10 protein-coding genes and 1 pseudogene are annotated in these 15420 nt (G+C 57.8%); 3 read left to right on the plus strand and 8 right to left on the minus strand.

All coding sequences use genetic code 11. The features are described from left to right. Positions 1 to 90: 90 nt before the first annotated feature. From FHX09_RS28790 to FHX09_RS28805, 4 genes and pseudogenes are all read right to left on the minus strand, one after another. A pseudogene (locus tag FHX09_RS28790) lies at positions 91 to 847 on the minus strand (ATP-dependent DNA ligase). Between the two features lie 245 nt (positions 848 to 1092). Next, positions 1093 to 2760 carry a GNVR domain-containing protein gene (locus FHX09_RS28795; protein WP_132594825.1) on the minus strand — a complete coding sequence of 556 codons (1668 nt, stop codon included), beginning with the start codon at positions 2758 to 2760 and terminating at the stop codon, positions 1093 to 1095. Positions 2761 to 2775: 15 nt separating this feature from the next. Beyond that, complete coding sequence (locus FHX09_RS28800; protein ID WP_184451059.1) at positions 2776 to 4782, minus strand: glycosyltransferase; 2007 nt, start codon at positions 4780 to 4782, stop codon at positions 2776 to 2778. A 178-nt stretch (positions 4783 to 4960) separates the two neighbouring features. Beyond that, positions 4961 to 5686 (minus strand): sugar transferase, encoded by a 726-nt coding sequence (locus tag FHX09_RS28805; protein ID WP_007791730.1) that lies wholly within the window; start codon positions 5684 to 5686, stop codon positions 4961 to 4963. A gap of 322 nt (positions 5687 to 6008) precedes the next feature. Between FHX09_RS28805 and FHX09_RS28810 the strand changes: the two genes are divergently transcribed. The 3 genes from FHX09_RS28810 (at position 6009) to FHX09_RS28820 (ending at position 8862) form a co-directional block, all read left to right on the plus strand. Then, positions 6009 to 7079: a glycosyltransferase gene (locus tag FHX09_RS28810; protein ID WP_184451061.1), complete on the plus strand. Its 1071-nt coding sequence runs from the start codon at positions 6009 to 6011 to the stop codon at positions 7077 to 7079. Positions 7080 to 7122: 43 nt separating this feature from the next. After that, positions 7123 to 8460 carry a polysaccharide biosynthesis/export family protein gene (locus FHX09_RS28815; protein ID WP_132594821.1) on the plus strand — a complete coding sequence of 446 codons (1338 nt, stop codon included), beginning with the start codon at positions 7123 to 7125 and terminating at the stop codon, positions 8458 to 8460. A 108-nt stretch (positions 8461 to 8568) separates the two neighbouring features. After that, positions 8569 to 8862, plus strand: coding sequence for a hypothetical protein (locus FHX09_RS28820; RefSeq protein WP_132594819.1), 294 nt, complete (start codon positions 8569 to 8571; stop codon positions 8860 to 8862). A gap of 421 nt (positions 8863 to 9283) precedes the next feature. On the opposite strand, the gene FHX09_RS28825 is transcribed toward FHX09_RS28820, so the two are convergent. The 4 genes from FHX09_RS28825 to FHX09_RS28840 all read right to left on the minus strand — a co-directional run bounded on the left by FHX09_RS28825 (position 9284) and on the right by FHX09_RS28840 (position 14620). Further along, positions 9284 to 10300, minus strand: coding sequence for an NAD-dependent epimerase/dehydratase family protein (locus tag FHX09_RS28825; protein ID WP_132594817.1), 1017 nt, complete (start codon positions 10298 to 10300; stop codon positions 9284 to 9286). After that, a complete protein-coding gene (locus FHX09_RS28830; protein WP_132594815.1) occupies positions 10290 to 11924 on the minus strand; it encodes a GMC family oxidoreductase in 1635 nt (544 codons plus the stop codon). The genes FHX09_RS28825 and FHX09_RS28830 overlap by 11 nt, the downstream gene beginning before the upstream one ends. Positions 11925 to 12081: 157 nt before the next feature. Beyond that, positions 12082 to 13512: a hypothetical protein gene (locus FHX09_RS28835; RefSeq protein WP_132594813.1), complete on the minus strand. Its 1431-nt coding sequence runs from the start codon at positions 13510 to 13512 to the stop codon at positions 12082 to 12084. Further along, positions 13502 to 14620, minus strand: coding sequence for an acyltransferase (locus FHX09_RS28840; protein WP_132594811.1), 1119 nt, complete (start codon positions 14618 to 14620; stop codon positions 13502 to 13504). Before FHX09_RS28840 ends, FHX09_RS28835 begins: the two co-directional genes overlap by 11 nt. Positions 14621 to 15420: the final 800 nt, after the last annotated feature.

Genomic DNA, 15420 nt, shown 5'->3' on the forward strand with positions numbered 1-15420 from the left:
TGCCATCATCCACCTCTTCGCTGTGGACGTTGAATCAGCTTCGCAGCGCCGCGTCACTTCACAATCGATTCATCGATCGCAGGATCTGCTCTAGCTCTCCATCTCGTAGATAGCCGCATTGTCCTGAACATCGCGCAGTCCTTTGTACGACGCCGCGCGAAGCTTCCCGTCATGCGTCCATGCTCGATACTCGATCTCGGCGATCAGCGTGGGCTGGACCCACACCAGGTTCTTTCCCCGGCCCGTATACTCAACGGTGGGACGTTTTCGTTTCAGCCGATCCGGCATTCGTCGGAGCTGGTCGGCGTTCTGCTCGTTGAACCCTGTTCCGACCGAACCGACGTAGACATAGTCATTTGCCTTCCGAGCAGCCAGAATAAGGCTGCCGATCCCGGCGCGTGCGACGCCCGACTGCTCGTAGCCGACGATGCCTTCGAGGCCGTGCTCTCTTGCTGCTTCGAAGATATCCATTCCGTCGCCGTCGATCTCGTCAGGTAGGCGCACAGCCCCTTCCTCGTCTCGGAGCAACGATTCCAGGAAATAGCGTCGCGCGGAAAGTTCCAGACTTCGAATGTCGTGGCCGTCGAAATAGAGAAGGTCGAATGCCATCATAATGGCGACGTGGGAGGACTTCCTCCCAAGCCTTCCTCCCAGCGACTGTTGCAGTCTGCCGAAGTCAGGACGTCCGTGTTCGTCAAGAACGACTGCTTCGCCATCAAGGTTCGATGCGCGAGGGCATAGGGTCGAGGGGAAGGCGTGGTTGCGACGGATCGCGCGGTTTGCGGGACCTGCTCCGAAGTGGTTCCTCGGAAGCGACGAGCGGCTGGGAACGCGGGGACTTTGCCATTGAGGTATTAGGGCAGATAAGTCGGGTTGAATTGCTCATCGAGGCGGGAGGGAAGAAGAGTCGTCGGATGCACGCCGTCTTTCTTGAGCGTACGTATTCTTTCAACCCCAACTGCCAGTGTCAGCTCCCAATGGCACTCGCAACTCGGACATTCTCGGCAGGTCGTGAAGCCCCCCGCGTTGCGGGCCCGCCAGATAAACACGGAACGGGCCCACAACTGACCAAAGTTTGCAGGCAAACTTTGGTCAGTTGCCACGTGCCCGGTTAATGACCGTTCCGACCACATTGGCACCAGCGCGACGCAAGAGCTGAACGGACTCCGAAACCTCCTCGATCGTCGTTTGGCCAGCGCGCGCGACAACAAGGACGGCGTCCGCGTAGCTTGCAAGGGCAAGCGCATCCATGGAATGGCGAAGTGCCGGAAGATCAAGAAGCACGTCGCCGCGTGAGCGTGCTGCTTCAAAGATCCGTCGCACACGCGGGTTGCGAAAATCGGTAAACAAATTTGCGTTCGCATCTCTGGAATGGATCGGCAGTACGGCGACCCCACCGACATCCTCGAAGGACAACTGCTCAGGCATCAGCCCCGCAAATGCGGCACCAGCCAAAGAGACGCCCGGCAGATTGTCAACGCTTGCGCGTGTATCCTCGCCGTCAGCAGCCTTGAACAACGTCACCTGCCGACCGCCGCGACTGATGAGTTGCGCGAGGCTGGCGCACAATGTCGAAACACCAGCACCGGGCGTCCAGCCGACAACGGCAATCACGATGCTTTTTTCATTGCGAAGGCTCGTGCAGGCAATTTCGACCGACGTACGCAAGTCACGAATGGCGGCAACGAATTTTTGCTGCTGCGGGCTCGTGATGTGCAACGGAACACCCTCGGCGCCAGGAACATCCGGCACCGAGCCCAGGCAGCGAACCTCCATCTCCCGAGCGAGGTCTTTGGCGCTGCGAACGCGGCGATCAAGGGCCATTCGTACAACGACAACGCCGAATCCGACCAGCAGGCCGAGCACACCGCCCAGCGCGATGATGAGAGATTCCCGTGGAGCTGATGGTCCTAGCGGTGGAAGTGCCGCCCCGATGATACGGGCATCCGCATCAGGCGTTGCAATCGCTGGCAGCGAACCTGCATGCATTGCTTCGCGCGCTGCATCGACCTGCCTTGCAAGAGAGTCCAGTCGGCCCTGCAATGCTTCGGTGCCAGCGCGCGCAATCTGCTCCTTGAAGGCCACCGTCTGATAAGTGTAACCCGAGACCGTTGCGTTGGCGACACGGGCCGGCAGCTTCGGATCCGAGGACGAATACTCGATTTCGATGACGAAGGATTGTCCGACGCGACGTGCGTTCAGGCGAGACATGAAGTTCAGGAAGGCCGCCCGGTCAGCCTCATCGGCTTGTTCAATCGTGGTGCTTGCCCTTCCAGGTTCTGTCGAATTGGCTTTTGCACTATCGGCACCCTCCCGCCCTTGGAACACTGGCAATCCACTCAGCAACCTCGCGATTAAGCCTGGCTGCCTACGGCCAAGCTCCGGGTCGTCCTTCAGGTTCAGGCTTTCAAAGACCGCTGATAGGAGGCGCTCCGATTTTATGGTCTGAAGCTCACTGTCAGCGCGATTAAGATCCAGCGTCTGCTGCGCACCTTCGCCGCCAGAGATGGCCGACTGGCGTGGTTCAAGTAGGAGCGTTGCCGTTGCCTGATAGGTTGGCGGCAATGAATGGGCGTAGAGCGTGGCAAGGACGAAACCGGCTGCGCTGCAGACCGAAAGCGCGATCCTGTGACGTGTGCCAAGATCAATCAACGCACGCAACAGGGCGATTGGCCCATCGCCGGCCACATCGGATTGCGTCTCGTTCACCCGCCACAGCCTCGAGGTGACATCAATAGGGCGGGGTCTGTTGAACATCATTCGTGCTCCTAGCGTTCAAGAGGTTTTGGTGGCAGTCTTTGGCGTCGCGATCGCAGCGGCGCGTTCAGGCTCGAGCTTGCCACGAAGAGCGTCGAAGGCCGCCAAAAGGTTGCCGCGGGCTCTACCGCGCCGGTCGATGAAGGGTTCGGGCCAGACGGCACGACTGAAGTTGCTGGCGGTGTTGCGGAAGATATGGTCCACCACCTTGGGGAGGCTCATCGTACCCTTGGTCATCATGTAGAGCGGGTTGATAACTTGCGAGTATCCCAGCCGTTCGCCGCTAACCCTTCCGCTCTTCACGCCCATATGGACGCCAAAGGCGAGAGCCGATTTGACGAGCCGGCCACCGCCTTTGGCAAGTGCCGCTGCAAAGTCACGGTCCTCCAGCCACCCGTATAGGACCAGACGCTCGTCGAAGCGGACCTCGCCAATCGCAGAAAAACGGAAGGCCATGTTGCAGCCATAAGGGCTGAACGGTTCCGACCACGTGGCGTCGGCCTCCCCTGCCTCGACCAGACCAACCGCGTCTTGAAACGAAATACCCGGTCCCTTGATGCCATCGGCAAGGACGTGGCCTGTAAAGCCCACAATCTGGCTTTCGTCACGAAATGTCTGTATTGCGCTGGCGAGCCAGTTCTTATCGGCGATGAAATCATCATCGAAGAATGCGACAGCTTCGGTTCCTGGTCTCACGTGTTTCAGCGCGGTGTTGCGCTGTGCGGCAAGCCCGGGAGGACCCGTGATGATTGTCACGTCTGGATGGCCTGCCAGATCGCCAGCATCTGAAGCATCGACACACGAAACAATCACTGCATCTGGCTTCAGGCTCTGTGTCGACAGGAGATGCCGCACGCTCGCACTGACGATATCGGGACGTCCGCGGGTTGCGAAGATGACACTGACATGCGGCGAACTCGGATCGACCGATCTGTGCCTGCAGACCTCGGTCGTTGGGTTTTCGAGGAGCTCGATATAACCCGCTGCTGTTTTCTCCCAGGAGAATTGGCGAACCCGCTCGCGTCCTTTCTCCACCAGATCATCTCGAAGCTGCACGGATGCGTGAAGCAAGCGTATGCGCTCAATCCACTCGGCCGGTTCAAAAGGAGAAGCGACCAGGGTCGCATCCCCACAAACCTCCGGCATGCTCGCACAATGCGACGAAACGACAGGACAGGATCTTGCCATTGCCTCCACAATCGGCAGTCCGAAACCTTCCGTCAGCGAAGGAAATGCAAGACAAAGCGCGCGCTCGAAGAGATAGGCAAGGTCGTGGTCGGATACACGCCCGAGAAAATGGACATTCGGCTGACATTTGAGGGTTTGCTCGGCAAATATGCCATCGCCCCCGCCAGCAATGACGACATCAAGGTTCATCTCATCAAGCTGGGGCGCGATGTCAATCAAGAGCGACAGGTTCTTGTGACGCGCACGCGATCCGAGAGCCAGGACAAACGGTCGACGCGGCTTTCCCGAGGTCATCATCTTCGGGGCTGCTTCGGCAAGCGATGGGTCCCAAAGCAGCGCGTGCTCGTGTCCGTTTGGAAGAACGGCAATCTCCGACAAGCGGATTGGCAGGTGACGCGCTATCTGTCGCGCGGCCGCATGGGACACGGTCGCAACACGTAGAGACCGTCGCACCAGCAATGGCTGGAGAGCGTGATAGAGAGCACGAAACGATCGGCTGTAACTCTGTGGCGCGGCAAAAATGTTTGCATCGTGGATGCATACGATCTGCTCGATCTTTGCCGCCGGCCCCGTGTTGCAGAGATTGAGGAGCCTGCGATTGCCACTGAGAAACGGCAGCTCGATCTGTTCCCAGGCATGACCGTTCAGTTGGCCGCCTTTTTCAAGTCGCATACGCCGCAACGACAGCTCTGGCGTTCTGACTGGCGCGATCACAACTGATCCGCCCGACTGTGCAAAATCGTCCATCGCATTGACGACATTATGCGCGTATCGCTGGACGCCCGTCATGTCATGCGTGAGAAATCGGCCATTGATTGCGAATTCGCTTGCGCTCATTCAGAAATCTCCTGGCGACCGCGACCTGTCGCGGTACCGATTGAAAGCATCAAATCACTTCACGCTTCTTGATTGCCGCCGCATAAAATCAGGGCATAGCCAGCCGCACCTGCCTTTTGAGCATGCGCCACAGTGCTGAGATCAAGTGGAGGGGCGCGATACCGCGCCGCTTAAGGTTTTAGTAGCTGCCGCGCGAGCGCAGGACAGCCGGAATTGTCTTCAGCATGATCGACAGGTCGCCAAGAACACTTTGTTCTTCGACATAGCGAACGTCGAGTTGAACGCGGTCTTTATAGCTCGTGTCACTTCGTCCACTGACCTGCCACAGGCCCGTTACACCGGGACGAACTCTGATGTAGTCGGCATAGTGAATGCCGTAGAGTTCCGCCTCGCTTGCAACGATCGGCCGCGGTCCGACAAGGCTCATCTGGCCGCGAATGACGTTGAAGAGCTGTGGAATTTCGTCAACGCTGCTTTTGCGCAAAAGTGCGCCAAGCGGAGTGACACGGGGATCGTCTCTGAGCTTGCGCGTTGCGTTCCATTCCGCCCTGAGCGAAGGATTCGCCGCCAGATGCCGGCTCAATACCTCGTCTGCGTTTTTTACCATTGTCCTGAACTTCAAGCAGGGGAACATGACGCCGTGCCTGCCGATCCGCCGGTGAGCGATGAATATCGGTCGCCCCTGCAGGATTAATAGGACGGCGACGAGCATCAGCATCATCGGGGCCAGGACGACAAGGCCAATGCTCGCAATTGTTGTATCAATTGCGTATTTCATACCGTCCATCACAGAGGAACGGTTTTCATGTCCGAAGATATCGGACCTTCGGGAGGTCGCTCTGCGAGAGTGCAGTGGCGCCTTGTTGAACCTGTCGAAATTTCGACCGAGATCAATTTCCCTCATCTGCGTACTCCCCTCGTAAACAACTTAGACTTCGGGCATGTGCAGACAATGCCGTCATGGCATGCACAAGAAAGCTAACAAGTATTAAACGATTTGACAATAATTTTATTGCGCTGCACTATATAACTGTGCAGCGCGGGAAATGGACATCACTTGTTGATCATATTTCTGTCTTAACTGCCTAATATAGTTGCCGATAGTCTGATTTTTAATCGAGAAATCGGCAAGAACTGCGCCCGCAATGCACGCCACGATAATTCCGATTGTTGTATCTCGAGGATTTGGCGTGCGAGTAGCAATTATTCATTACTGGCTGGTTGGAATGCGCGGCGGCGAGAAGGTTCTCGAAGCACTGTGCGATATATTTCCCACTGCCGACATCTACACACATGTTTGTGATCTCGCGGTGATTTCCGACAAGATCAAACAACACAAGATACAGACGACGTTCATCGGTGGCCTGCCCTATGCAAAACGGATGTACAAGCGCTACCTGCCGTTGATGCCAATGGCGCTCGAGCAGATCGACCTCGGCGCCTACGACCTTGTTGTCAGCAGCGAGTCGGGACCGGCCAAAGGCATCATACCGACATCGCCGGCCTTGCACCTTTGCTATTGCCATTCCCCGATGCGCTACATCTGGAATATGTACAACAAATACTACGACAGTTCCGGCCTGATGACGCGAATGATGATGCCGCCAATGGCACACTATCTCAGGACATGGGATGTCGCGACCGCCAATCGCGTCGATGATTTTGTCGCAAATTCGACAACCGTCGCCCAACGGATCAAGAGTTATTATCGCCGGGAGGCAACCGTCATTCATCCTCCGGTCGACACCACGGCGTTTCGCCCGGTCCCAGCCTCTGACGTCGAGGACTACTATCTCATGGTCGGAGAGCTCGTCAGTTACAAGCGACCCGATCTGGCCGTCGAAGCCTTTAACCGGATGAAAGCCAAGCTGGTTGTCATCGGTGGTGGCGAAATGCTCCACCACCTCAAGAAAATCGCTGGTCCGACCGTCTCCATCCTGGGCGCACAACCTTTCGACGTGCTTAGGCATCACTACGCCCGCTGCAAGGGCCTAATCTTCCCCGGCGAAGAGGACTTTGGGATCGTGCCCGTCGAGGCGATGGCGAGCGGACGACCGGTCATCGCCTTTGGCCGGGGTGGGGCAACGGAGACTGTCGTAAACAACAAGACCGGCGTTTTCTTTCAGACCCAGACGGTCGAGGCCCTGATTGATGCCGTCGAACGAATGGAACGTCTAGATTTCAACCCAGCGGACGCCGTGTCTCGCGCGGCCGATTTTCGACGGGACGTCTTTGTGGATCGCTTCCGGACCTATGTTGCGCGGGCAACTGGCGCCACACTGGCGGTATCGGCCTGACGTACCGACGAATTGCCAAGATAATTTCAACTGGAGCAACAGGATGCGGCTTTCCTCCTTACGCGAAGTGGTCCGAGGGCGCGGTCTTTCGGACAGAAGCAATGAAAGGCCGAGCCGCAAGGCAGCCGTTTCTGCGGCATTTTTGGCGATTGCCATTGGAGCTGGTACGGCCCATGCCGCTGAGGAATATGTGCCCGGACCGCAGGACACCTTGAAGGTCCGCGTTTACGAGTGGCGCCCAAGTACGGGCACCGCATTCGAATGGGCCCCTTTGACGGGAGATTTCGTCGTCTCTTCCGCGGGCAACCTATCGCTGCCGATCATCGGCAATGTCCCCGTGGCAGGCAAGACACTCGAGCAGATATCGGAAACGATTGGAGAGCGCCTCCAAAACGAGGTCGGCTTGCAGAAGCGGCCAAGTGCTTCGGTCGAAATCTCTTCATATCGCCCGCTTTTCGTGACCGGGCTGGTGGCAAGTCCGGGCAAGTATAATTACAGCCCCGGCCTCACGGTCATACAGGCGCTCAGCATGGCGGGCGGGATCGGTTCAACCGACGCCAGCATGATTAGCCTGCAGCGCGATGCGCTGTCGAGCAAGGGCCAAGTGCGGGAGCTGGAAGCCGAACGACTTGGACTTGTCGCACGACAGGCGCGCGTCGATGCGGTTTTAAACGGAGCCTCATCCGTCGTCTTTCCCCAAGAGCTGACGTCGAGGTTCAACGAACCGCGATTCTCGAAAATGATGGAGGAGGAACAGTCCCTTTTTGAGACCCGCGAGCGCTCGATGATGACAGAGATCGACGCGCTGAACCGGGCCAAAGTACTTGCCAACAATCAGATCGACGCGCTGAAGGAGAAAGCGGCCTCGCTTGCAAAACAGATCGATCTGGCAAGCAAGGATCTGAACACGGTCAACAAGCTTGTCTCACAAGGGCTGACAGTATCGACCCGCCAGCTCGGCGCCAACCAGACTGTCGCTGAACTCGAAAGTCGCAATCTTGACGTTTCGTTGGCCACACTGAAGACCGAGCAGGATCTTGCCAAGGTCGATCAGGATATTGCCGACGTCCACAATCGCTATCGTGTCAACGCGCTGACGGAGGCAGCCGAACTGCGCGACCGGTTTGCTTCAAACACCGAAAAGACCAAGACGGCAGCTGATCAGCTAAAGAACCTTGAGGTCCGCGCCCCATCCGCAATGGCCTCTCTGGCAGAGGAAAAGGCTCCCTACACCTTCCTGATGACGGTCAACCGGATCATTGACGGCACGATGCAAACGCTTGTCGTTGGCGACAACGATCCCGTCATGCCCGGTGACATGATCAGAGTTCAGCAGCGGGAAGAGCCAACGGTTACCTCGACGGACGTCAGCAGCAATTGACCTGCTGGTTGTTGCAGCTCTCGGAAACCCAATTTGAACTTGCCTCAGCAGAGGAGATACACGATTATATCCGGTAGGGGGATTTCGATTGGGAGGTCGGAGCAATCGATGGGCTGGGCGCTTGTAATCTCATTTCTGATCGGCGCTGTCTGCGCGTTGCGCGTGCCGGTCTTGATCTTCACGCTGATTGTTCTTGTCGTGATGATTGCCTATGCGGGTGCCAGCTACTTCGCCGGCAGCCCGGTTCTGAACGCGTTTGCCTGGGGCTTTGTGTTCGCTGTGGTGCTCGAAGCAGGCTATGTTTTTGCCCACGTGGTTCTGCATGCATTCTACGCGCGGCGGGCCAGCGACACTGAAAAGCGGGCGCCGCAACAGGCACAACCGAAATATCCTGCCGACTAGCCCACCGATCGGGCAAGCAGGCATCGAGCGCACCGCTCCCGCCGGGTGTTCTAGCAAGATGATCCGATCACGATCAAGGAAGGGATATCAGGCGTAGTCCGCATTCTCGGTGAGCTTATTGGATACGACGAGGATGGCATCCCGAGCTGATGGTGATCGCCACTTCCGCCATCGTTGCAGACCTGCGGATGAACTGGAAGGATGCGATTGGGAATTGTCGCCGATCCAATCATCCGCCTGGTCTCCGGGTCTGCATGGCACTGGCCAGCTGGTGCGGCAGGCGCGGACTGAAGTCCATCTGTCGCCCCGGGAAATCGATCGGACATCATTCCCATCGAGACCGTGATATGGCGCGCCCCAAAAACGTCGGGCCTTGAACGGAGGCGTTTGACCTTGATCGCATGGCCGTGGGGGCGTGCCCCTATACTGGTCTGCTGTGCCCGGCGAAGTCGGATTGCGCCCCTGTCCTGGCCTCCTTCGCCAAACGGGCGAGGGCGAGCTGCTCCGCCTTTGCCATCCCGAATTTCAGCCTGTATCCCGCGCGCTCGAGGCGCTCGCTGGAAAAGCGCATGCGCCACAGCGGATTTCTGATTGGTAGCGTGTGGAAGCGCAGGAAGTCGTGGAGCCAGTCGATCAGCCATGGGGCGCTGACGACACGATAGCGACGGTCACCACTTGCCGCGAAGGCCTTGCGCATGAAATCGATGTGACGTGGCATGTCGCGATCGTCTTCTGCCAGATTGTATATGTCGACCTGCCCGGCTTCGCCCCTGCCCGCCAGTCCCTGTTCGATCGCCCAGATGAGCGCATCGGAGACATCGCCGACATAGATGTGATGGGAGTGGCGATGTGACGCGAGCATGCGCTTGAAAAGGCTCCAGTCGCGCACGCCAATGATCTGGCCGATGTCAACGACAACGGCTGGCCTCAGCACCACGCAACGCATCTGGTTGGCGACGCGCATGAGCGCCCTCTCTCCGGCAAGCTTCGTGCGGCCATATTCGCGAACATAGTCCAGCGCCCAGTATTCCGAGGCGACGTCTCGATCGATGGATAGAACGGGCGAGCTCTCCGAAATTCCGGCCGATCGGCCACTGCCGTAAACAGCGATTGAGCTCGTATAGCAGAAGGCCCTTACGCCTTTGTCCTCGGCAGCACGCGCCAGGCGGCCGGTCCCGCCTTCGTTGAGCGCCCTCATGCGATCCTTCTTTCCCATTTCGGCCGCCAGGTGGATCACGCCGCTGCAGCCTTCGACGAGCCAACCAAGATCCCCATCGCTGGCAAGATCTACCTTGCGCCATTCAAGCCTTTGGTCGTCGGATTCGGGCGTGCGCGAGGTCGTCGCTCTCACACGATAGCCGCGTTCAAGCAAGTCGGTCACAACAAAACGGCCGATCCTGCCGGTTGCGCCGGTTACTAGAATGGTTTCACCCGGCATGAGCCATCACCTCCGCAAGAAACGGCCGCTGTAACCTGCCTTTCAAATGGTCGGCGAGACGAATTGCCATGGCGACGATCATCTGCGTCGGATTGCAATGGCCGGCTGTCGGGAACACCGAGCTGCCGGATACAAAGAGGCCTTCGACGCCGTGTACCTGACAATCGACGTCGACAACACCTTTGGCCGGATCGCTCGACATGCGCGTTGTGCCCGTCGGATGAGCGACGTCCACGAAGCTTGCGGGGATTGGTGCCTTGTCGCGTACCCAGTCGGCCAGAACAGGCTCCGGAAACCCTATCCTGGAAAGTTCGGCTGCGACGAGTTCGCCCATACGATGCATCGTGCGGGCCTCGTCCGGGTGGCTACGCCAGTCGACCTTCGGCAGGCGCATGCCAAAGCGATCCCGGCGATCCGAGAGGCTTATGCGGCTGTCTTCATCGGGCATCTGCTCACACATGCAATCCAGCGTGAGCTCCTGCAGCTTGCGCGGCAGGCCATTTCGCGCTCCGAAATAGTCGACAGCCCCCTTAACCATTAAAGGGACGTTGCGCGCAACACTGACGACATCGGCTGGCAGCCGAGGTTTTCTAGCGGCCAGGCGCCGCAATGCGTCCCAGGGGTCGTCTGGCGCAAGCACCTCTCCGAGCCAGGCTGCGCAATTGAGCAGACGCTCTTCTCGCTGAATTTCCGGGCTCAATCTGAGACCCGCACGGAAGAAACGACCGCGAACATTGTAGCGTCCGAACCTGCGTCGGAGCGCCTCTGAACCGGACAGGGCGAAAAACGCCGTTGGACCACGAAGATGGTCCATCAGGTAGCGGCCGACCCGGTCATGATCATTGCCGAGCGCTTTGCGATCTTGCTCATGAGAATTGAGAAGGATGCGGGCATTCTCGATGCCTCCAGCGCAGAGCGCGACCGAGCGGGCGACAATATTGTGCTTTTGTCCGTCGCCTGTGGCAAACTCAAGCCCACGCGTTTTGGTGCGCTTGTCGTTTGCCCGCACCCGCAACGCGGTCGCGCCCGTCACCAATGTGACATTGGGGCCGAGGTGCTTGGCGATGTGCCGCCCAAACCGCATGTACTCGAATGGATAGGTTTCCGCGTCGTCCCTGCTGAACTGCCAGAAGAAGGGCAGCAGGAGGTTGGCGGCGACCTCTCTCTTCGGCGCATTGCGTCGTGCGATCGACCAGAAGCGTTGGTCACTGTAGCCGCTGCCAACCACAAGTCCGAGATGGCCCGCGCTGCGATCCATGTAGGGGTCGAGTTCCTGCATAGCGATCGGCCATCCCGAATTCTCAACCCAGTCGCGCTGCTCGAAATCGATGGCGTCGAAGGGACCGCACCGACCGCCCCAGGTATGTGAGCTGCCGCCAAGGATGCGATTTCGCACCGACCATTGGTCACGGACCCGCGGGCGCCCGATATTCTCGATATCATTCAGCGCGTCAATTTCTGGATCACGCCTCTCACCGCCGCTCTCAAGAAGCACAACGCTCAGTCCTGAATGAGAGAGCTCGCGCGCTAACGTCGCACCGGCCGGTCCGGACCCAACAATGCATACGTCGCAACGAAGTAACGGGACAACTGTTTCGCTGGGCTGCAGATCGAGAATTGGCATGGCCCATCACCTCCTGCGGTGTACAAATTTGGCGGAGCGTTGCAGGCCTTCTCCAGCGATTGGCCGGCCCGATTGCCGATATTGCTTGCGAAGGACTTTCGATGTCATTTCAATGAGCCTCGCCCGTCCAGCCTTAAACCTCCTGCAACAAATAGGGTCAGCCCGATCTTCTAGGCGCGGGCAGACCGCTTTGTTGGCGGAGCGGCAGCAACGGCGCCGCAGCCTCGGACATGACTTCCGGGCGGCTGGCAGCCAGACCCGCCAGAATGAAAAACAGAAGGCCAAGGTCGACAGTGGGACCGGCAACAACGGACCCCGCAAGGAGGCACAGGCAGCCGTTGCGGGCAGCACTCCTGACATCGGCAACGAAACTTTTGGGAACGGCGCTGCGTCCTGGGCCAAGGGCGGTAAGCGTAAACAGAAAAATAAAAAGTGCACCAGGGATGCCCACGTTCGACAGGACCGCGACCGGGAAGCTCGACGTCCGCGCCGTGCCCAATCCAGCCCCAAGGCCGTAAGTGTCGAGAAAGTTCTGAAGGCCGCTCGTATTCCAGGATCCGCGCGTCAGGGCTGAACTGGAGGTAGATTTGCTCAGGACAAGGAGGTCAACATAGCTGTGAACGGCATCGAAGATGCGGTCCTGTAGGACGACGATCAGTGCGACAAGCAAAGCCAAGACCGGGGCAAGAACTGCCACTGCGGCGCTGTTGCTGCTGTCGGATCCGACGCCACTGCGCAGCACGGCCGTAATATAGAAGATTGCCAGGCAGACCGGCGCCGCAACCAGCCCTGTGGACGACGTAGAGGCAACGATCAGAACCATCGAGATCATGGCCAGCGGGCCGGTCCAACGCGAATATCGTTGGCAAAGCCACATCGTTGAGGTGAATCCGAAAGCACCCAAGGTGGTTCCGGCAAATGCGGAGGCCTCCGGCCACGAACCTACAATGCGTTTGAAACCATTGACCTTGTCGTTGTCGTGAAAGGTATACTGCGCATTGCGGATGAACTGCAGCATATCCTGGCCGCCAATCGCGCCGGTAACGACGTCGATGAGCGCAAAAAGGACGTTGAATGCGGCATAGGCTATCAAGCCGATTGCGATCGTTCGGTAGCCGTCGATCGTCGAACCGACAGCCACGATCAGCATGAAGCAGACCAGATCTGCGGCGAGGTAAACCACTTGGGTCAGGTTGCTGGTGACAGGTCCGAGCGGGACCACACCGCGTGTCAACGGGTGGTCAGACAAGCCAAGAGGGACAATCGTCGTTGCGTCGGCAAACAAACGCGGCAGAAAGTAGGCCGATAAGGTGCCATAAACGACAAGGCAGGCGAGCCAGAAGCCCGGACGGCCGAACTGTATGGCGTCAAGCACTGGAGTGTTGGCCTGTCTATTGCGCATGGCAGCGAGCGCGAGAAACGCCAGGAACAGATGGGCTGGCTGAACACTCGAAGAACCGACAATGAATGCGGCCGCCGCTCCCAACAGGCTTAGCGTCACGAAGGCCTTGATTGTCGCGGCCTGACCGAGCGCCATGCAGTACAAGCCGAGCGCAATGGTAATGATGCCGATCGGTTCAACGCCCATTGCCAGCCACCCTCACCTGCCTTTGAGCAACTATTGGTGGCTTGGCTGTCGCTGCCCTGTGAGGCTTCCCTGCGACAAAGCTCCTGAGTTTGAGAGCATGCTTTTCGATGGCATGCCACGAAAACACAGCTAGCAGTATGGTAACCGGTAGCGCCAGCGCGATGTTGAAGTACCATTCGCGATGTTGGGGAAAGAGATGGGCAACCGTCTGTTGAACCGGAAAAGCGTAGAGGTAGATGCCGTAGGAATAATCCCCACTGGCAAGAAACGAATGCTTTGGCGGCCGTGTGAGGCCGATCGCAACCGTGACATAGGCAATCGGAAAGGCGGCGAAGTACGGCGCGTAGGGCAGGTTCAGCATCACGAACGACGCCACAGCCGCAGCAATCGCACGAGGGGCCGTCACCTTGATGTGCTCGCGGCAGATAAACAGAAGAACACCCACCAGGAAACTCAAGAGCAGGATGCGACCAGGCAAAGCCCCGTCCATTGGCAGTTCGGCAGCACCGCGCTGCAGGTCGCGGCCGATGATCGCAAGGTGTGCAAGCACAACAACACCAATCAGCAGCGCCGGACGAAAGACGACGCCAATCACGGCAAGCACGGTCAATGCAATGTAGCACTCCAGTTCATAGGGAATGGTCCACAGCGACACATTGACGGCGTGATAGTAGGGATTGTCGCGAAACAGGCCGGGCAGCAGATACTGAACATGGCCAACGATGTTGAGAAAATAGGACGAAAACTCCGGATCTGCGACGTAACTGGCCAGCGGCAACGTCGTAAAGACGGGTCCAAGAAGGAGCGCGCACAGCGTCACCTCCACAGCAAGTGCTGGTATCAGGCGAAGTGCTCGCAGGCCGAGGAAGCGGGCAACGTTGCGCGTCCGTGACAGACTGGCGCTGACAAGAAAGCCGCTCAGAGCAAAAAAGGCCGGGAGAACGAATGTTATCAGACCGCGCAGCGGCGGCTCGAACAGGAAGACTTCGCCGTCTTTGCCATAGGAAACCGCAAAGCTGTGAATGCAAAGTACAGCGACCGCAAGCAGCACCCTAAGGTAGTCGAAGCCTGTGGTATATCCATTCGCAAACCGCTCTTCGATCGACATGGCATTACTCCCGTCGTTAGCGTTGCAGTAATAATGAATACTACGCTGCGGCGCACAATAGACGCGAACTCAGTATTTGCAAAGTCACATATTGCAATGCGAAGAAAAATAAACTGCAAAGCCTAAACTTTTGAAGGATGGCGGAGCTGCGACATATTGGCTTGCACTTCCAGGAGGAGCCTGGCATGCATGATTGGAATATACACTTGATTTCAATAGATTTTTTCTAAACAAATAAAGTCCAACAATGCCGCGCGGCGAGAGAGCAAGAATGCTGCAATGCGCCATGCGCGAGCGCATAAAACGACAGAATCGCCGGATTGGCGGAGGTGACTGTGATTCATTTCTGTTGCAAAGTTCTGATAACCGTGAAACCTTCGAGGCCGTTACTGGAAATAATCATGACGCGTTTCGTCCAATTAATGCGAGCTCCTGGCATCTACTTGCGGATGCTGGCTGCAACATTTGCGTTCGCATTGATCACATATCTGCATTATGACTCGGTAACATTGACACTATACTACAGCGTTATTTGCATATTTCTTATGCAGTTTGGCTATATAGGGGGCGTTCTATTCCTTATATGGCGGGAAAGGATACGGCGAAAGGAAGACTAGAGGTTGCACAGAGAACATCGTTGTGTCGTTTCCGGAAGGAGGAGCCGGCCTTAGGACACACACATTGAAGGATTGATGTGTGATGAAGTTCGGAACGAGTGGGCTTCGCGGCCTGTCTGTCGACCTCAAGGGGCAAGCTTCGGCGCTCTATGCCACCGCCTTCGGTCGCTATCTGCTCGACAG

The sequence above is a fragment of the Rhizobium sp. BK538 genome (assembly GCF_014197575.1).
Taxonomy (GTDB): Bacteria; Pseudomonadota; Alphaproteobacteria; order Rhizobiales; family Rhizobiaceae; genus Rhizobium.